This is a genomic window from Pseudomonas sp. EL_65y_Pfl2_R96, from assembly GCF_963970905.1.
Lineage (GTDB): Bacteria > Pseudomonadota > Gammaproteobacteria > Pseudomonadales > Pseudomonadaceae > Aquipseudomonas.
Window position 1 is genome coordinate 59485 of sequence record NZ_CAXAQH010000003.1, and the last position, 17790, is coordinate 77274.

Genomic DNA, 17790 nt, shown 5'->3' on the forward strand with positions numbered 1-17790 from the left:
GGATTTGATGAAATAGATTGAGAGGGTGCGTTCCCGCCCGTTTGCCTAAAAGTGAGCAACATCTGGAAGCGCTCTCATCGAGAGGCGCCCAGAACAAAGCATCCGGCGACCTCGGCAGCCCGATCCCACAGTAGATCTGCAGTGAACACACAGTCTGTGCATCACAGCTCCCACAGGCCCTCGGCTATACTCCCCCGAAATTTGATCCGCACCGAGGACTGACTGTGAAGAACTGGACGTTGCGCCAACGCATTTTGGTGAGCTTTGCGGTGATTATCGCGATCATGCTGTTGATGGTCGTGGTGTCTTTTTCTCGGCTGATCAAGATCGACGCCAACACAGAAAAGGTCCACACCGACGCGGTTCCGGGCGTTTATTACAGCTCCATGATCCGCGGTGGCTGGGTCGACAGTTATGTCGTGACCCAGCAGCTCGTCGGCCTCTCCCAGCATCGGGAAATGACCGCCGAGGACCAGGCGAAGTACGCAGGTTTCGAACAGCATCTGCGTGAGGAAATTCAGAATTATCAGAAGCTCATCACCGATCCTGCCGACCAGGCTTCTTTCGACGAGTTCGAGGCTAATCATCAAACCTTCAACCAGGTATTGGCGAAAGTCCTGGGCCTCTATCAACGCAAAGACTACGAAGGGGCGCGGGTGTTGCTCGATCAAGAGCTGACGCCGGCGTGGCTCGACGGCCGCAAGCATTTGAACAACATCATCGAACAAAATCGTGAGCAGGCTGAGCAAGCGGCTCAGACCATCAGCGATGCGGTGACCGCCGCCAAGATCAGCATGGGCCTGTCGTTGCTGGTCGCGATGTTTGTCGCCGGGTTGTGCGGCTGGCTGTTGATGCGCGCGATCATGGCGCCAATGAGCCGGATCGTGAGCGTTCTGGAAGTCATGCGCAGCGGCGACTTGAGCGGGCGATTGGATCTGGCGCGCAAAGACGAGTTCGGCGCGGTGCAAACCGGTTTCAACGACATGATGACCGAACTCACCTCGCTGGTGTCCCAGGCCCAACGCTCCTCGGTGCAGGTCACCACGTCGGTCACGGAAATCGCCGCGACCTCCAAGCAGCAACAGGCCACCGCGACCGAAACCGCGGCCACCACCACCGAAATCGGTGCGACCTCCCGTGAAATTGCCGCCACCTCGCGGGATCTGGTGCGGACCATGACCGAAGTCTCCACCGCCGCCGATCAGGCGTCGGTGCTGGCCGGCTCCGGCCAACAGGGCCTGGCGCGCATGGAAGACACCATGCACTCGGTGATGGGCGCAGCGGATCTGGTCAACGCCAAACTGGCGATCCTCAACGAGAAGGCCGGCAACATCAATCAGGTAGTGGTGACCATCGTCAAAGTCGCCGACCAGACCAACCTGTTGTCCCTGAACGCGGCGATCGAAGCCGAGAAGGCCGGCGAATATGGTCGCGGGTTTGCCGTGGTCGCCACCGAAGTGCGGCGTCTGGCGGACCAGACCGCGGTGGCCACCTATGACATCGAGCAGATGGTGCGTGAGATCCAGTCGGCGGTGTCGGCCGGGGTCATGGGCATGGACAAGTTCTCCGAGGAAGTGCGCCGTGGCATGTCCGAGGTGCAGCAGGTCGGTGAGCAGCTGTCGCAGATCATTCATCAGGTGCAGGCGCTCGCACCAAGGGTGTTGATGGTCAACGAAGGCATGCAGGCCCAGGCCACCGGTGCCGAGCAGATCAACCACGCGCTGGTGCAGTTGGGCGATGCCAGCAGCCAGACCGTCGAGTCTCTGCGTCAGGCCAGTTTCGCCATCGATGAACTGAGCCAGGTGGCCGTGGGGCTGCGTGGCGGCGTCTCGCGATTCAAAGTCTGATGAGCGAGCTCGCGGTCAAACGCGGCGCGGCGATGCCGGCGAAGCAGTCGTTGTTTTTGGTGTTCCACATCGGCGACGAGCGTTACGCCTTGCAGGCCATCGAGGTGGCCGAAGTGTTGCCACAGCTGCCGTTGAAACCCATTCCCCGGGCGCCGGACTGGGTGGCGGGAGTGTTCGCCTATCGCGGCGCGGTGGTGCCGGTGATCGACCTCAGCGCCCTGACGTTCGGCCAAGCGGCCCAGGTCCGCACCAGCACGCGGCTGGTGCTGGTGCACTATCGGCCGGATGAGGCGACGCCTGCGCAGTTGCTCGGGCTGATTCTGGAACAGGCCACCGACACGTTGCGTTGCAACCCGGCGGACTTTCAGCCTTATGGCCTGGACAATCGCCAGGCGCCGTACCTGGGCCCGGTGCGTGAAGATGCCCAGGGTTTGCTGCAATGGGTACGGGTTGCCGATTTGCTGGACGAACAGGTTCGAGCCTTATTGTTTCCCTCGCCGCCGCTGGATCTGGCGCAGTTTGAGGAGCAGGGATGAGCAGCGATCAAAGGTTTTTTGATTTCCTCAAGGAGCGTATTGGCCTCGATGTGGGCTCGGTCGGCCCGGCGATCATCGAACGCGCGGTGCGCCAGCGCTGCACGGCGGCTCGGGCGCTGACGGCCGATGAGTACTGGCACACCTTGCTGGGCTCGCGGGACGAACAACAGGCACTGATCGAAGCGGTGATCGTTCCCGAGACCTGGTTTTTCCGTTACCCGGAATCCTTCGCCACGCTGGCGAAGCTGGCGGCCAAGCGGCTGACGGCGATCAATAACATGCGCGCCTTGCGGATACTCAGCCTGCCGTGCTCCACCGGCGAAGAGCCGTACTCGATCGCCATGGCATTGCTAGATGCCGGCCTGGCACCACACCAGTTCAAGGTTGACGGCATGGATGTCAGCCCGCTGTCGGTGGAAAAGGCCAGGCTCGCGCTGTACGGCAAGAATTCGTTTCGGGGCCAGGACATCGAGTTTCGCGAGCGCCATTTCACGGCTGAAAACGACAACTATCGCCTCAGCGGGCGCGTGCTTGAACAGGTGCGTTTGCAGGTCGGCAATCTGCTCGATCCGACGTTGCTGGTCAACGAGCCACCCTATGACTTCGTGTTCTGTCGCAATTTGCTGATCTATTTCGATCAGCCGACCCAGCAGCAGGTATTCGAAGTGCTCAAACGCCTGACCCACGTCGATGGCGTGCTGTTTATCGGCCCGGCGGAGGGCAGTCTGCTGGGCCGTTTCGGCATGCGCTCGATCGGTATCCCGCAGTCGTTTGCCTTCAGTCGTCAAAGTACGCCCGAACCACTTGCGACCTTCGAGCCGATGCCGCTGCCGGTGCAACAACCGGTGCGCAGCGTGACACCGCCGCCGGTGCGCAGTCGGCCTTTCGCGACGGTCGTGCCGATGCCTCAAGCTCCCAATGCCACCCCTTCGAAAGCTATCCCTTCGGACTCTGCCACGCTGCTGGCGAACATCGCCGCGCTGGCCAACGAAGGCAAAAGCGCCGAGGCCCGTGCCGCGTGCGAAAGCTATTTACGCAGTCACGAGCCGGTGGCCCAGGTGTTCTATTGGCTGGGGCTGCTCAGCGATGTCGCGGGCAGCGCCCTGGAGGCCCAGGGGTTTTATCGCAAGGCGTTGTACCTCGAGCCGCAACACCCCGATGCGTTGATGCACCTGGCCACCTTGCTGCAGTCCCAGGGCGACACGGCCGGTGCCAGACGATTGCAGGCCCGCGCTGCCCGCAGCGAGCGCGCCGCTGACAGTGAGCGTAAACGATGAACGTCTCCGACATTTTGAGCGTCACCCATGAAGATGCCCAAGCCATCGACGACTGCTGGAACCGCATCGGTATCCATGGCGACAGGACCTGCCCGCTGCTGAGCGAGCACATTCATTGCCGTAACTGCGCAGTGTATTCAGCTGCCGCCACACGCTTGCTCGACCGCTACGCCTTGCAGCAGGACGACCGTGGGCAAGTCTCGACGGTGGTCGAGAACGATGTGAAAACCCGCTCGCTGCTGATGTTTCGTCTCGGCGAAGAATGGTTGGGCCTGGCCACCCGCAGCCTGGTCGAAGTGGCGCCGCTGCAGGCGATTCACTCCTTGCCGCATCAGCGCTCCCGGGCGTTGCTCGGCGTGGCGAATGTGCGCGGTTCCTTGGTGGCGTGCCTGTCGCTGGTGGAGCTGCTGGGGCTCGACGGCACCAGTGGTGTGGTGTCCGGCGCGCGGGTGATGCCACGGATGCTGATCATCGCCGCCCATGGCGGGCCGGTGGTGGTGCCGGTGGACGAGGTGGACGGGATTCATGCCATCGACGAGCGCATTCTCGATGCCGCGTCTCAGTCCGGTACTCAGTCCAGCGCCAAATACACCCGTGGCGTCTTGCAATTCAAAGGTCGCAGCCTGCGTTGGCTGGATGAAGAACAGCTGCTGTCCGCCGTGACCCGGAGCCTCACATGACCCCCGAGCAAATGCGTGACGCCTCTTTGCTGGAACTGTTCAGCCTGGAAGCCGAGGCCCAGACCCTGGTGCTGAGCGCAGGTCTTTTGGCGCTTGAACGCGATCCGACCCAGGCCGATTATCTTGAATCGTGCATGCGCGCGGCCCATTCGCTCAAGGGCGCGGCGCGGATTGTCGGCGTCGATGCCGGGGTCAGCGTTGCCCATGTGATGGAAGATTACCTGGTCAGCGCCCAGGAAGGACGCCTGTACCTGCGGCCCGAACACATTGATGCGCTGTTACAAGGCACCGATCTGCTGACGCGGATTGCGACGCCGGGCAACGCTCCAGCGCCTGCGGATATCGAAGCTTACGTCGTCTTGATGGGACGGCTGCTTGAACACATGGCGGCTGTCCCCATCGCGCCGCCGATGGCAGAACCTCAGCTCGAACCGCCGACACCCAGGGTCGAGCCGCCCGTTCCTGCCGCCCAAGCACCCGTCGAAGCACCCCCGGCAGCGCCCGCCGAGCCTGCGCCCCAGACTAGACGCACCACTGACAGTGGCGAACGCGTATTGCGCGTCACCGCCGAGCGCTTGAACAGCCTGCTCGACCTGTCGAGTAAGTCCCTGGTGGAAACCCAGCGGCTCAAGCCGCACCTGGCCACCATGCAGCGCCTTAAACGCATGCAGAGCAATGGCCTGCGGGCGCTGGAAAGCCTCAACGTCCATCTCAAGGACCATGCCTTGAGCCTCGAAGCTCAGGAAGCCTTGGGCGATGCCCGTCGATTGCTGGCTGAATCCCAGCAATTGCTGGTGGAAAAAAACGCTGAGCTGGACGAGTTCGCCTGGCACGCCAGCCAGCGCGCACAGGTGTTGTATGACACCGCGCTGGCCTGTCGCATGCGGCCGTTCGCCGACGTGCTGAGCGGGCAAGTGCGCATGGTCCGCGATCTCGGCCGCAACCTTGGCAAACAGGTACGGCTGGAGATCGAGGGCGAAAAGACTCAAGTCGACCGCGACGTACTGGAAAAACTCGAAGCGCCGCTGACGCACCTGCTGCGCAATGCGGTGGATCACGGCATCGAAACCCCGGAACAACGGCTCTTGGCGGGCAAGCCGGAAGAGGGCCTGATCCGTTTGCGAGTGTCGCATCAGGCCGGTCTGCTGGTGCTGGAACTGAGCGATGACGGCAATGGCGTCGACCTGGAAAAGGTCCGCCGCACTATTGTCGAGCGGCAGTTATCCCCAGCCGAGACGGCCGCCCAACTGAGCGAAGAAGAGCTGCTGACGTTTCTGTTTCTGCCGGGGTTCAGCCTGCGCGATGCGGTCACCGAAGTGTCCGGGCGCGGCGTCGGGCTCGATGCGGTTCAGCACATGGTCCGTCAGTTGCGCGGCGCCGTGGTGCTGGCGCAAACGGCGGGGGCGGGCAGTCGCTTTCATCTGGAAGTGCCGCTGACGCTGTCGGTGGTGCGCAGTCTGGTGGTGGAAGTCGGTGACGAGGCGTATGCCTTCCCGCTGGCGCATATCGAGCGCATGTGCGACCTGGAGCCGGAAGACATCGTGCAGGTCGAAGGCCGGCAGCACTTCTGGTACGAAGGCCGGCATGTCGGGTTGGTCGCCGCCAGTCAGCTGTTGCAGCGCCCGGCGAGCCAGAGCAGCGCGCAGACCCTAAAAGTGGTGGTCATCCGCGAGCGCGAGGCGATCTATGGGGTGGCGGTCGAGCGGTTTATTGGCGAGCGAACGCTGGTGGTGCTGCCGCTGGACGAGCGCCTGGGCAAGGTGCAGGACATTTCCGCCGGGGCCTTGCTCGACGATGGCTCGGTGGTGCTGATCGTCGACGTCGAAGACATGCTGCGCTCGGTGGACAAACTACTCAATACCGGGCGTCTGGAGCGCATTGCCCGGCACCCCGATCAGGCCGTCGAAGCGGCGCGTAAACGGATTCTGGTGGTAGACGATTCGCTGACCGTTCGTGAGTTGCAGCGTAAATTGCTGCTCAATCGCGGCTACGACGTCGCTGTGGCGGTGGACGGTATGGATGGCTGGAATGCCTTGCGTTCGGAGGATTTCGATCTGCTGATCACCGACATCGACATGCCGCGCATGGACGGCATCGAGCTGGTGTCTTTATTGCGCCGTGACAATCGCCTGCAATCGCTGCCGGTAATGGTGGTGTCCTACAAGGACCGCGAAGAAGACCGTCGCCGTGGACTGGACGCCGGCGCCGACTATTATCTAGCCAAGGCCAGTTTTCATGATGACGCGTTGCTGGATGCCGTGGTTGAGCTCATTGGAGGGGCGCGGGCATGAAAATCGCTATCGTCAATGACATGCCCATGGCGGTAGAGGCCTTGCGCCGCGCGCTGGCGTTCGAGCCGGCGCACGAGGTGGTCTGGGTCGCCGGCAACGGCGCCGAGGCAGTGCAACGTTGCGCCGAATACACCCCGGATCTGATCCTGATGGATTTGATCATGCCATTGATGGACGGCGTGGAAGCGACCCGGCGGATCATGGCCGAAACCCCGTGCGCGATTGTCATTGTCACCGTCGACCGCCAGCAAAACGTGCACCGGGTGTTCGAAGCCATGGGCTATGGCGCGCTGGATGTGGTGGATACCCCGGCGATCGGGGCCGGCAATGCTCAGGAAGCCGCCGCACCGCTGCTGCGCAAGATCATCAACATTGGCTGGCTGATCGGTGACCACAGCAATCGGGTGCGATCGGCACCGAGCCCGCACCGCAACTCGGCCTCGCGCCAGCGCCTGGTGGCCATCGGTTCATCCGCCGGCGGACCGGCGGCGCTGGAAGTGCTGCTCAAGGGCCTGCCCCGAGATTTTCCGGCGGCCATTGTGCTGGTCCAGCATGTGGATCAGGTGTTCGCCGCCGGTATGGCCGAATGGCTTGCCAGCGCCAGCGGCCTGGACGTGCGCCTGGCCCAGGAAGGCGAGCCGCCGCAAAGCGGCACGGTCCTGCTGGCCGGTACCAATCACCATATTCGCCTGCTGAAAAACGGCACGTTGGCCTACACCGCCGAACCGGTCAACGAAATCTATCGGCCTTCGATCGATGTGTTTTTCGAGAGTGTGGCCAGTTACTGGAGCGGTGACGCCGTGGGCGTTCTGCTGACCGGTATGGGGCGCGACGGCGCCCAGGGGCTTAAACTCATGCGCCAACAGGGCTACCTGACCATTGCTCAGGACCAGCAAAGCAGTGCGGTGTACGGCATGCCGAAGGCGGCCGCGGCCATCGACGCGGCCGTGGAAGTTCGCCCACTGGACAAGATAGCGCCACGATTGCTGGAGATTTTCCAAAAATGACTATCATTAGCAGCAATCGTGGCCCAGGCAGTACTCAGGTGACCGCACATGAATGATTTACAGCTCGACGATTTCAAAACCGACGAAAACGCCGCCATGGTGCTGTTGGTGGACGATCAGGCGATGATCGGCGAGGCGGTGCGGCGTGGTCTGTCGAACGAAGAAAACATCGACTTCCATTTCTGCGCCGACCCGCACCAGGCCATCGCCCAGGCGGTCCGCATCAAGCCGACGGTGATCCTTCAGGACCTGGTCATGCCCGGCCTCGACGGCCTGAGCCTGGTGCGCGAATACCGCAATCACCCGGCGACCAAGGACATTCCGATCATTGTCCTGTCGACCAAGGAAGACCCGCTGATCAAGAGCGCGGCGTTCGCCGCAGGCGCCAACGATTACCTGGTCAAACTGCCGGATAATATCGAACTGGTGGCGCGCATCCGTTATCACTCGCGCTCCTACATGACCCTGCTGCAACGTGACGCGGCGTACCGCGCGTTGCGGGTCAGCCAGCAGCAGTTGCTCGACACCAACCTGGTGCTGCAACGCTTGATGAACTCCGACGGCCTGACCGGGCTGTCGAACCGCCGGCATTTCGATGAATACCTGGAGCTGGAGTGGCGGCGTTCGCTGCGTGATCAGACGCAATTGTCGTTGCTGATGATCGATGTCGATTACTTCAAGTCCTACAACGACAGTTTTGGCCACCTCGAAGGCGATGAAGCCCTGCGCAAAGTCGCCACGGCGATTCGCGATGCCAGCGCCAGGCCATCGGACCTGCCGGCCCGTTACGGCGGCGAAGAGTTCGTTCTGGTCCTGCCCAACACTTCGCCGGGCGGTGCGCGGCTGGTGGCGGAAAAACTGCGCCAGACCGTGGCCGGGTTGAAGATCCCGCACACTTTCCCGACCGAAGGTTCGAGCCTGACCATCAGCATCGGCCTGTCGACCATGATCCCGCAGCCGGGCAGCGACTGCCGGCAATTGATCTCGGCGGCGGACAAGGGGCTGTACCTGGCGAAGAACAATGGGCGCAATCAGGTGGGGATCGAATGAACCATCAGGTTCATTCGCCGCTAAAGCCGCCAGGCGGGCTGCCTTGACAGCCTGATTACGGTATACTCGCCGGCTTTCAAAAGTTCGCCAACGAGTGCTGCCCGCCATGGAAATCAACCCGATCCTTAACAGTATCAAGGACCTGTCCGAGCGCTCCGAAACTATTCGGGGGTATCTTTGACTACGATCAAAAGCATGAGCGTCTGACTGAAGTCAATCGCGAGCTTGAAGATCCGAGTGTCTGGAGTAACCCTGAGTACGCTCAGAACCTGGGTCGCGAGCGTTCGCTGCTGGCTCAGATCGTAGAAACCCTCGATGAAATGTCCAGCGGTCTGGCCGATGCCAAAGACCTGCTGTTGATGTCTGCCGAGGAAGAAGACCAGGCCGCCGTCGACGACGTAGCCCTTGAAGTGGAGCGCCTGCGCGAAGCCCTCGAGAAGCTCGAGTTCCGTCGCATGTTCAGCGGCGAGATGGACCCGAACAACGCCTACCTGGACATCCAGGCCGGCTCCGGCGGTACCGAGGCTCAGGACTGGGCCAACATCCTGCTGCGCATGTACCTGCGCTGGGCGGATAAACGCGGTTTCGACGCGACCATCATGGAACTGTCGGCCGGTGAAGTCGCTGGTATCAAGGGCGCTACCGTGCACATCAAGGGCGAATACGCCTTTGGCTGGCTGCGCACCGAAATCGGCGTGCACCGTCTGGTGCGCAAGAGCCCGTTCGACTCCGGCAACCGTCGTCACACCTCGTTCTCGGCCGTGTTCGTGTCGCCGGAAATCGATGACAACATCGAAATCGACATCAACCCGTCGGACCTGCGCATCGACACCTACCGCTCCTCCGGTGCCGGTGGTCAGCACGTAAACACCACCGACTCGGCCGTACGGATTACCCACGTACCGACCAATACCGTGGTCAGCTGCCAGAACGAACGCTCCCAGCACGCCAACAAAGACACCGCGATGAAAATGTTGCGGGCGCGCTTGTACGAGCAGGAAGTGCAGAAACGCAACGCTGCTTCCCAGGCCCTGGAAGACACCAAGTCGGACATCGGCTGGGGTCACCAGATCCGTTCGTATGTGCTCGATGCCTCGCGGATCAAGGATCTGCGCACCAACATCGAACGCAGCGACTGTGACAAGGTGCTCGACGGCGACATCGACGAATACCTGGTGGCGAGCCTGAAACAAGGCTTGTAAGACATGCAACAAAGGATCGCCTGATTCACCGCGATCCTGTGGGAGCGGGCTTGCCCGCGATCCCCAGCCGAAGGCTGGGGACAACGAACCTGATGGAATATTTAAAGACATGAGCGACCTACAACTCGACCCGCAAGCCCTGCAACAGGAAGAAAACTCCCTGATCGCCCTGCGCAAGGAAAAGCTTGCTGCCGAGCGCGCCAAGGGCAATGCCTTCCCCAACGACTTCCGCCGCGACAATTACTGCGAAGATTTGCAGAAACAGTACGCGGACAAGACCAAGGAAGAGCTGGCAGAGGCTGCGATTCCGGTCAAGGTGGCGGGTCGCATCATGCTCAACCGTGGCTCGTTCATGGTGATTCAGGACATGACCGGGCGGATTCAGGTTTACGTCAACCGTAAAACCCTGTCCGAAGAAACCCTGGCCGCGGTGAAAACCTGGGACATGGGCGACATCATTGCAGCCGAAGGCACCCTGGCGCGTTCCGGCAAAGGCGACCTGTACGTCGAAATGACCAGCGTGCGCCTGCTGACCAAGTCGCTGCGCCCGCTGCCGGACAAGCACCACGGCCTGACCGACACCGAACAGCGCTACCGTCAGCGTTACGTTGACCTGATCGTCAACGAAGATGTGCGCCAGACCTTCCGCGTGCGTTCGCAAGTGATTGCGCACATCCGCAGCTTCCTGATGAAGCGTGACTTCCTGGAAGTGGAAACACCGATGCTGCAAACCATTCCAGGCGGCGCGGCGGCCAAGCCGTTCGAGACGCATCACAACGCGCTGGACATGGAAATGTTCTTGCGCATTGCGCCTGAGCTGTACCTCAAGCGGCTTGTTGTTGGTGGGTTTGAAAAGGTGTTCGAGATCAACCGCAACTTCCGTAACGAAGGCGTTTCGACCCGTCACAACCCTGAATTCACCATGTTGGAGTTCTACCAGGCTTACGCCGACTACGAAGACAACATGGACCTGACCGAAGAGCTGTTCCGCGAATTGGCTCAGCTGGTTCTGGGCAGCACCGACGTGCCTTACGGCGACAAGGTGTTCCACTTCGGCGAGCCGTTCGTGCGTCTGTCGGTGTTCGACTCGATTCTCAAGTACAACCCGGAGCTGACCGCTGCCGACCTGCAGGACATCGACAAGGCCCGCGCCATCGCCAAGAAGGCCGGCGCCAAGGTGCTCGGCTTTGAAGGTCTGGGCAAACTGCAGGTGATGATTTTCGAAGAACTGGTCGAGCACAAGCTGGAGCAGCCGCACTTCATCACCCAGTACCCGTTCGAAGTGTCGCCGCTGGCCCGTCGTAACGACGAGAACCCGAGCGTCACCGACCGTTTCGAACTGTTCATCGGCGGCCGTGAAATCGCCAACGCCTACTCCGAGTTGAACGATGCGGAAGATCAGGCCGAGCGTTTCATGGCGCAGGTGGCCGACAAGGACGCTGGCGACGACGAAGCCATGCACTACGACGCCGACTTCGTTCGCGCGCTGGAGTACGGCATGCCGCCGACCGCTGGTGAAGGGATCGGCATCGACCGTCTGGTGATGTTGCTGACCAACTCACCGTCGATCCGCGACGTGATCCTGTTCCCGCACATGCGGCCGCAAGCGTAAGTGTTTCAATTAAAAAGCCGCCTATAACAGGCGGCTTTTTATTGCCTGTCTGGTACAAACGTATCAATTGGTTACTTTTGACGTTTAGAGAGGAATACCTGTCGTGAATCGTGCAATGGCTCAAGAAGGTGCAGCGGATATCGCCACTGCGGTCGCTGAAAGTGTTCAGTACCAGGGCCGCAAGGCCAGCCGACAGGGCAGCGAACAGCGTCGACAGGACATTCTCGACGCGGCGATGCGCATTGTCGTGCGCGATGGCGTGCGGGCCGTGCGCCACCGTGCGGTGGCCGCCGAGGCCTGTGTGCCGCTGTCGGCCACCACGTACTATTTCAAAGACATCGATGACCTGCTCACCGATACCTTCGCGCAATACGTGGAACGCAGCGCGGCGTTCATGGCCCGGTTGTGGGCCAGCAACGAAGGCCTGTTGCGCGAGATGGTTGTCAGCGGCGATGGCACCCCCGAGTCCCGCTCACAACTGGCGGACGATATCGCGCGGCTGATGGCTGACTATGTTCATCGGCAATTGATCAATCGCCGCGAGCACTTGATGGCCGAGCAAGCCTTCCGCCAGGAAGCGCTGCTCAACCCGCGTCTGGCGTTATTGGTGCGCTCCCATCAGCAAATTCTGCTGCAGGGCACCTGCCAACTTTTCGAAGTATTGGGTTCCCGTGAGCCACAACAGGATGCCAAAGTGTTGACGGCGATTATCGGACGGATGGAATATCAGGGCCTGCTCAACGACGCCGAGCCTGTTGCCGAAGAGGAAATGCTCGGCATCCTCAACCGCTACATGCATTTGGTACTGGCGTCGGTGTAACCCCTGAGTGGAGGCTAACCCCTGTGGGAGCGAGCCTGCTCGCGATGACGGTCTGACATTCAACATCTCTGTTGCCTGACACACCGCCATCGCGAGCAGGCTCGCTCCCACAGGGGCCGGCTTTCACTTGAGGTTGGTGTTGTGTTCATAGGGAGTGTTGAATGAAAGCCTGGCGTGTCGTTGTGATCGCCTTGTCGTTCCTGCTGCTCAGTGGCTGCCTGGTGACCTTCAAGGAGCCATTGCCCACCAGCGAGCCCGCGCCCAAAGGGCTGCTCGGTGAATGGACCAGCACCAACGCCTGGGGCGAGCCGATGAACCTGGAACTGACGCGCATCGGTGACAACCACTATCAGGCGGTCAGCTACTTCAAGGCCAAACCCCATGAGCGTGAAGCCTATCCCTTCACGGTGTCGCGCCATGGCAATCGCTGGTACCTGTCGGCGAAGGTGCCGGCGCAGTTCGGCGGGCACTTCACCATCGCCGGGTTCGAACTCAACGAAAAGCACGAACTGGTGGTCTACAACCTCGACCTCGAGCAGATCAAGCAGGCCATGGGGCAAGAAGCCCTCAGCGGCGAAGGCTTCCAGACCGACGACGGCGACGGGATGTTGGTCAACAACAGCATGGATCAGGTGTTTGCCTACCTCGACGACCCGGCCAATTCCGATGTCTTCGTCGAAGCGGTGCGCTATCAGCGCCTGGCCAAAACCAAATAAACCCAGCACGTAACGGTTTACTACAGGAGTTTCGGGTGGACGAATACCAGCAGACGATACGCATGTTGTCCGATCGCATAGTGCTGGCGCAGACGCCGATTCGCGTTCTGGATGCGGTCAAGTGGGATGACAGCATTCGCAAGGGGTTCCTCAAAGGCAAGGGCAAGGAAATGCCGGCCGTGGACCGCGATTACTACCTCAATCGACCGCTGTCGTTCGACTCCAGCAAAGTGAAGCTGGAATTCCAGAACATCGAGCGCGACATCACCCGCCAGCTCGGCCAGTTCAACCCGGTCGGCCAGATCATGCGCCGCATGTGCAAGGAATACCGGATGGTGGTGCGCATGCTCGAAGCGCGCGGCACCGAGGATTTCGGGCTGATTTCCCAGGAGTTGTATGGCGCGGCGTCCGATGCGTTTCACGCCGGCGACCCGACCCTGGCCGACCTGGGGCTGATGCTCTCCGACTACCTGAACAACATCGACGGCCGTGGCGACCTCAAGGACGAACCGAAAATCCTCACCGCCAAGGAAGCCGTCAACCTGCTGCAACATCGGTTGAACAAGGTGTTTGGCGAAAACGAGGAAACCATTCGGGTATTCGAATCCGACGGGATCGTCGCCGATGCGGCGGCCGGCGCCGACTACATCAAGATCCGCGCCGACGCGATGTTCAACGATCGTGATGTACGTGCGCTGGAAGTCCACGAAGGGTTGGTGCATGTGGGCACCACGCTCAACGGCCTGAATCAGCCGATCTGTACGTTCCTGTCCAAGGGCCCGCCGTCGTCCACCGTGACCCAGGAAGGCCTGGCGATTCTGATGGAGATCATCACCTTCGCCTCCTACCCGAGTCGCCTGCGCAAACTCACCAACCGCACCCGCGCCATTCATATGGTGGAGGAGGGCGCTGACTTCCTGCAGATCTTCGAGTTCTTCCGTGAGCAAGGCTTCGAAATGGCTGAAAGTTACGGCAACGCCAGTCGGGTTTTCCGCGGTTCGGTGCCGACCGGTCTGCCATTTACCAAAGACTTGTCCTACCTCAAGGGCTTCATCATGGTTTACAACTACATTCAGTTGGCCGTGCGTAAAGGCAAGCTGGAGCAGATACCGCTGCTGTTTTGCGGCAAGACCACGCTCGAAGACATGCGGACCTTACGCCAATTGGTGGACGAAGGCCTGGTGGTGCCGCCCAAGTACCTGCCCGACCAATTCCGCGACATGAATGCGCTGTCGGCGTGGATGTGCTTCTCCAACTTCCTCAACCACCTGAGCCTGGACCGGATCGAAGCGGATTACTCCAATATCCTGTAACGACGATGAAATCTCCTGTGGGAGCGAGCCTGCTCGCGATAGCGGCTGAACATTCAACATCGATGTTGTCTGACACACCGCCATCGCGAGCAGGCTCGCTCCCACAGGGGGGTGTATTCCAATCCCCCATTTTTTGCGAGGCTTCACCGGATGAGAATCCTCGGCATCTTTTGCCTGCTCCTGGCCCTCGGCGGTTGCAGCTCATTGCTGTTTTACCCCGAGCCCGGTCAGCCGTTCACCCCGGAAAAAGCCAAACTCGAATTTCGCGATGTCACCCTGACCAGCGCCGATGGCCTCAAGCTGCATGGCTGGTGGCTGCCGGCGAAAAAAGGTGTCGAGGTCAAAGGCACGGTGCTGCATCTGCATGGCAACGGCGGCAACCTGGCGTGGCACCTGGGCGCGAGCTGGTGGTTGCCGGAGCAGGGCTATCAAGTGTTGCTGGTGGACTATCGCGGGTACGGTTTGTCTGAAGGTAAACCGGCGTTGCCGGCGATTTATCAGGACATCGACGCCGCCTTCACATGGCTCGACCGGGCGCCGGAGGTCAAGGGCAAGCCGTTGATCCTTCTCGGTCAGAGCCTTGGCGGTTCAATGGCCGTGCATTACCTGGCCCAGCATCCCGAGCGCCAGCGGCAACTCAAGGCGTTCGTGCTCGATGGCGTGCCTGCCAGCTACCGTGATGTCGGGCGTTTTGCCCTGAGCACATCCTGGATGACCTGGCCGTTTCAGGTGCCGTTGTCCTGGTTGGTGCCGGACGGCGACAGCGCGATCCATTCCATGACGCAGCTCAACGGCGTACCGAAACTGATCTATCACAGTATCGATGATCAACTGGTGCCCCTTTCCAACGGCATCCGTCTGTATCAAGCTGCGCCGCCGCCGCGAGTGCTGCAACTGACCCGGGGCGGTCATGTGCAGACCTTCGCCGACCCGGTCTGGCGAAAAGTCATGCTGCGCTACCTTGAAGACCCACAGCATTTCAACGGCTTGCGCCGCCTGGGTGAGATCCCCAATTACCCGGCACCCCCGTATTCAGAAGATGAACCACCAGAGAGTCCGCAATGAGTGAAGAACGTAACGCCATCCCGCTGATCATCACCGGTATTTGCAGCATCCTCGGCACCGTCGGGGCCCTGTGGTGGTACGGCTACCTGCACTTCGCCAAACCCGAGGATGCGCTACTGCTCAGCGACTTCACCATGCTCAAGACCGTGCCAGGCGAAGACTACAAGGTCTCCCTGGAACCGGCCCCGCAAGTGGCCCAGTGCATCGATGGCGTGCTGGTGATGTTCGACACCGAGCAGAAAGGCCTGACCGGCGTATTGGTCAACAACAAGAAAAAAGCCGTGCGCTGCATGGGCCAGGAAACGCCGCAGAAACTGCAGCCGTAACCATTCCGTAGGACGGCATAAAAAAGCCCCGCCTGATCAACTCAGGCGGGGCTTTTACGTTATCGCAGGTTCTTAGTTAGAGCTGATCGCCGAGCGCGGGACGACAGGCTGGTTGTCATTGGAGATGGTCACTTCCACCCGACGGTTCATCGCACGGCCCGAGACGCTGGCGTTCTCCGCGACCGGGTATTCCTTGCCGTAACCCTGGACCACGATGCGCGCAGGGTCGACACCCATCTTGATCAGGGCCACTTGCACCGAGGTCGCACGACGCTCGGACAGCGACTGGTTGTAAGAAGTCGAACCAGTGCTGTCGGTATAGCCTTCGACAATCACTTTACGGTCCGGGTTTTCCTGAAGGAACTGCGCCAGTTTGTTGATATTCACCAGTCCGTTGGACTTCAGGTCCGCCTTGTCGGTGGCGAACAGCACATCACCAAACGTCACCAGCGTGCCGCGATCGGTCTGTTTGGCATTCAGGCTGTCTTGCAGCTGTTTGATCTGCTGGTCGCGGGCATCCAGACGAGCCTGGGCCCGTTGTGCCGCGGCGTTTTTCAGGTTGTTTTCAGCGGTGCGCAGGGCGATGGTCTGCTTGGCCACTTCAACACGCTGATTGGTCAGATAAGCCAGTTGGTCGACCTTGGCCTGGTCTTCCCTGTCCTGGTAAGCCTTGTCGGCCTTGTCCAGGTATTCGCTGGCATCTTTGGTTTCCAGCGCCGCGACTTTGCTGGCTTGCGGGTTGGCTTGCAGGCCAGCGTAGTTGGTGCGGGCTTGCTCCAGGTTTGTGTTAGGCGGTGTGGAGCAGGCAGCCAGTGCAACACTTGCGGCCAGGAGGGCGGGGATCATCAGTTGTTTGCGCATAATGGTTCGTCCTTTTTATCGATAAGCGTGTCAGGTCTGGAAATCGGGATGCGCGCTTACTGCACGGTGCGCTGACTTTCCTGACGCAGTTCCTGAACACCTTTCTGGGAGTCCTTCACAGCTTGTTCGGCTTTCATCGCCTGGGCCTTGCGTTCCGCCACACGGGCGTCCCACTCGGCCTGTTCGGCCAACATTCTGGCCTCGTCATACTTTTTGTCGTGCATGGCGATTTCGGCTTGTTTGAGCTTGTCCTGCGCGGCCTTCATTTCCACTGCGGCGAATTCGGTACCGCCAGCGCTGACGGCGCTGTTCACGGCCGATTGGGTCACGGCGTATTGCTCGGTCGGCGGATTACCGGCGCAACCGGCCAGAACGAAGCTGCCGCCGATGGCCAGGGCAGCCAGTTTGAGACCGCGCAAGTGGGTGAACGAGGAGGGTGGGGTGCTGGTCTTCATGGTCTTCAACTCCATTGGATAACTCCTGAAAACATCTGAATCCATCCTGGACAAGGAGCCGCAGCCTTCAATTTCCAGCGCACTTTGAAACGGCCGTCCCAGGCATGGTTACTGGGTTGACCCCAGGTGTTTTTTAAAAGTTCAGAGAAGATGGCCTGTCGCCCGAAAAAAGGTTGACCGAGTGGCCAGGGCTCTAAAACGGGAACTTTAGTGATGTGCAGCGGTATACCCGACCGTCTCATGACCCCGGGAATACGCCGTTTTGAAGGAGGGATGCAATCAAACTGTGGGAGCGAGCCTGCTCGCGAAAGCGTCAGTAAATCCAGCATTGAGGATGGCTGATCCAGCGCTTTCGCGAGCGGGCTCGCTCCCACAGGTTCTAGTGTTTTTGCTTGTCGTTTTCGCTCGACAAATCGTGCAAATGACGACGGGACAAGGCGAGAAAACGCGGGGTCGGGCCGACGTCTTCGTACAGCGGATCGCCTTCTTCATCGGTGGCGACCACCGTTGACCCTTTCACATACGGAAAGCTCGCTTCGAGCTCTTCCAGGGCGGCGCCGATCAACTCGCCGAGCAGTTCTTCGGGGTGCCTTTTGGGGTACATCTCGATAATCGCCGCCAGCCGTGCGGCCGCTTCTACGTCCAGATGAATCGTGTAGCCAGTGTCGGTCAAACGACCCTTGGCGTTTTCTTCCCAGTGCTTGGCGAGCTCGCGGATTTTCATAGTGACCT

The 17790-nt window shown here is 60.6% G+C and carries 17 protein-coding genes; 14 read left to right on the top strand and 3 right to left on the bottom strand.

The features are described from left to right. Positions 1–284: 284 nt before the first annotated feature. The 14 genes from AACY49_RS04770 to AACY49_RS04835 all read left to right on the top strand — a co-directional run bounded on the left by AACY49_RS04770 (position 285) and on the right by AACY49_RS04835 (position 15742). On the top strand, positions 285–1847 hold the full coding sequence (locus AACY49_RS04770) for a methyl-accepting chemotaxis protein (protein ID WP_445262627.1): 1563 nt from the start codon (positions 285–287) through the stop codon (positions 1845–1847). Further along, positions 1847–2383 carry a chemotaxis protein CheW gene (locus tag AACY49_RS04775; protein ID WP_258699235.1) on the top strand — a complete coding sequence of 179 codons (537 nt, stop codon included), beginning with the start codon at positions 1847–1849 and terminating at the stop codon, positions 2381–2383. Before AACY49_RS04770 ends, AACY49_RS04775 begins: the two co-directional genes overlap by 1 nt. Next, a complete protein-coding gene (locus AACY49_RS04780) occupies positions 2380–3660 on the top strand; it encodes a CheR family methyltransferase (RefSeq protein ID WP_320393398.1) in 1281 nt (426 codons plus the stop codon). Before AACY49_RS04775 ends, AACY49_RS04780 begins: the two co-directional genes overlap by 4 nt. Next, complete coding sequence (locus tag AACY49_RS04785; RefSeq protein WP_258699237.1) at positions 3657–4340, top strand: chemotaxis protein CheW; 684 nt, start codon at positions 3657–3659, stop codon at positions 4338–4340. Before AACY49_RS04780 ends, AACY49_RS04785 begins: the two co-directional genes overlap by 4 nt. Continuing rightward, positions 4337–6631, top strand: coding sequence for a hybrid sensor histidine kinase/response regulator (locus AACY49_RS04790; protein WP_339521997.1), 2295 nt, complete (start codon positions 4337–4339; stop codon positions 6629–6631). The genes AACY49_RS04785 and AACY49_RS04790 overlap by 4 nt, the downstream gene beginning before the upstream one ends. Beyond that, complete coding sequence (locus tag AACY49_RS04795) at positions 6628–7638, top strand: chemotaxis response regulator protein-glutamate methylesterase (RefSeq protein WP_258699239.1); 1011 nt, start codon at positions 6628–6630, stop codon at positions 7636–7638. The genes AACY49_RS04790 and AACY49_RS04795 overlap by 4 nt, the downstream gene beginning before the upstream one ends. Positions 7639–7686: 48 nt before the next feature. Then, the gene (locus AACY49_RS04800; protein ID WP_258699240.1) at positions 7687–8688 is read left to right on the top strand and encodes a response regulator; all 1002 of its coding nucleotides are present in this window, start codon (positions 7687–7689) and stop codon (positions 8686–8688) included. Between the two features lie 106 nt (positions 8689–8794). After that, positions 8795–9890 (top strand): peptide chain release factor 2 gene (gene prfB, locus AACY49_RS04805; RefSeq protein WP_258699241.1). Its coding sequence is split into 2 segments (ribosomal slippage): positions 8795–8866 and positions 8868–9890, totalling 1095 coding nucleotides; the frame shifts between segments, so codons are not numbered across the junction. A gap of 109 nt (positions 9891–9999) precedes the next feature. Further along, positions 10000–11502 (top strand): lysine--tRNA ligase, encoded by a 1503-nt coding sequence (gene lysS, locus AACY49_RS04810; RefSeq protein WP_339521998.1) that lies wholly within the window; start codon positions 10000–10002, stop codon positions 11500–11502. Positions 11503–11605: 103 nt separating this feature from the next. Next, the gene (locus AACY49_RS04815; RefSeq protein ID WP_258699243.1) at positions 11606–12322 is read left to right on the top strand and encodes a TetR/AcrR family transcriptional regulator; all 717 of its coding nucleotides are present in this window, start codon (positions 11606–11608) and stop codon (positions 12320–12322) included. 161 nt (positions 12323–12483) lie between these two features. Then, on the top strand, positions 12484–13038 hold the full coding sequence (locus AACY49_RS04820; protein ID WP_339521999.1) for a hypothetical protein: 555 nt from the start codon (positions 12484–12486) through the stop codon (positions 13036–13038). Between the two features lie 62 nt (positions 13039–13100). Continuing rightward, positions 13101–14351, top strand: a complete 1251-nt coding sequence (locus AACY49_RS04825) for a flavohemoglobin expression-modulating QEGLA motif protein (RefSeq protein ID WP_258700668.1) — start codon at positions 13101–13103, stop codon at positions 14349–14351. Positions 14352–14501: 150 nt separating this feature from the next. Next, entirely contained in the window at positions 14502–15416 is a 915-nt protein-coding gene (locus AACY49_RS04830; protein ID WP_258699245.1) for an alpha/beta hydrolase, read from the top strand. Then, positions 15413–15742, top strand: coding sequence for a hypothetical protein (locus AACY49_RS04835; protein WP_223486535.1), 330 nt, complete (start codon positions 15413–15415; stop codon positions 15740–15742). The genes AACY49_RS04830 and AACY49_RS04835 overlap by 4 nt, the downstream gene beginning before the upstream one ends. A 72-nt stretch (positions 15743–15814) precedes the next feature. On the opposite strand, the gene AACY49_RS04840 is transcribed toward AACY49_RS04835, so the two are convergent. From AACY49_RS04840 to AACY49_RS04850, 3 genes are all read right to left on the bottom strand, one after another. Further along, entirely contained in the window at positions 15815–16603 is a 789-nt protein-coding gene (locus tag AACY49_RS04840) for an OmpA family protein (protein WP_320393406.1), read from the bottom strand. Positions 16604–16659: 56 nt separating this feature from the next. Then, on the bottom strand, positions 16660–17073 hold the full coding sequence (locus tag AACY49_RS04845; protein WP_258699247.1) for a DUF4398 domain-containing protein: 414 nt from the start codon (positions 17071–17073) through the stop codon (positions 16660–16662). A gap of 364 nt (positions 17074–17437) precedes the next feature. Beyond that, positions 17438–17782, bottom strand: coding sequence for a pilin assembly protein (locus AACY49_RS04850; protein WP_339522000.1), 345 nt, complete (start codon positions 17780–17782; stop codon positions 17438–17440). Between the last annotated feature and the right edge of the window lie 8 nt (positions 17783–17790).

Coding starts and splice junctions, on each gene's coding strand:
- AACY49_RS04830 (WP_258699245.1), top strand. CDS start 14,502: ATGAGAATCCTCGGCATCTTTTGCCTGCTCCTGGCCCTCGGCGGTTGC.
- AACY49_RS04820 (WP_339521999.1), top strand. CDS start 12,484: ATGAAAGCCTGGCGTGTCGTTGTGATCGCCTTGTCGTTCCTGCTGCTC.
- AACY49_RS04845 (WP_258699247.1), bottom strand. CDS start 17,073: ATGGAGTTGAAGACCATGAAGACCAGCACCCCACCCTCCTCGTTCACC.
- AACY49_RS04770 (WP_445262627.1), top strand. CDS start 285: ATGCTGTTGATGGTCGTGGTGTCTTTTTCTCGGCTGATCAAGATCGAC.
- lysS (WP_339521998.1), top strand. CDS start 10,000: ATGAGCGACCTACAACTCGACCCGCAAGCCCTGCAACAGGAAGAAAAC.
- AACY49_RS04775 (WP_258699235.1), top strand. CDS start 1,847: ATGAGCGAGCTCGCGGTCAAACGCGGCGCGGCGATGCCGGCGAAGCAG.
- AACY49_RS04785 (WP_258699237.1), top strand. CDS start 3,657: ATGAACGTCTCCGACATTTTGAGCGTCACCCATGAAGATGCCCAAGCC.
- AACY49_RS04840 (WP_320393406.1), bottom strand. CDS start 16,603: ATGCGCAAACAACTGATGATCCCCGCCCTCCTGGCCGCAAGTGTTGCA.
- AACY49_RS04780 (WP_320393398.1), top strand. CDS start 2,380: ATGAGCAGCGATCAAAGGTTTTTTGATTTCCTCAAGGAGCGTATTGGC.
- AACY49_RS04795 (WP_258699239.1), top strand. CDS start 6,628: ATGAAAATCGCTATCGTCAATGACATGCCCATGGCGGTAGAGGCCTTG.
- AACY49_RS04835 (WP_223486535.1), top strand. CDS start 15,413: ATGAGTGAAGAACGTAACGCCATCCCGCTGATCATCACCGGTATTTGC.
- AACY49_RS04825 (WP_258700668.1), top strand. CDS start 13,101: ATGTTGTCCGATCGCATAGTGCTGGCGCAGACGCCGATTCGCGTTCTG.
- AACY49_RS04790 (WP_339521997.1), top strand. CDS start 4,337: ATGACCCCCGAGCAAATGCGTGACGCCTCTTTGCTGGAACTGTTCAGC.
- AACY49_RS04800 (WP_258699240.1), top strand. CDS start 7,687: ATGAATGATTTACAGCTCGACGATTTCAAAACCGACGAAAACGCCGCC.
- AACY49_RS04850 (WP_339522000.1), bottom strand. CDS start 17,782: ATGAAAATCCGCGAGCTCGCCAAGCACTGGGAAGAAAACGCCAAGGGT.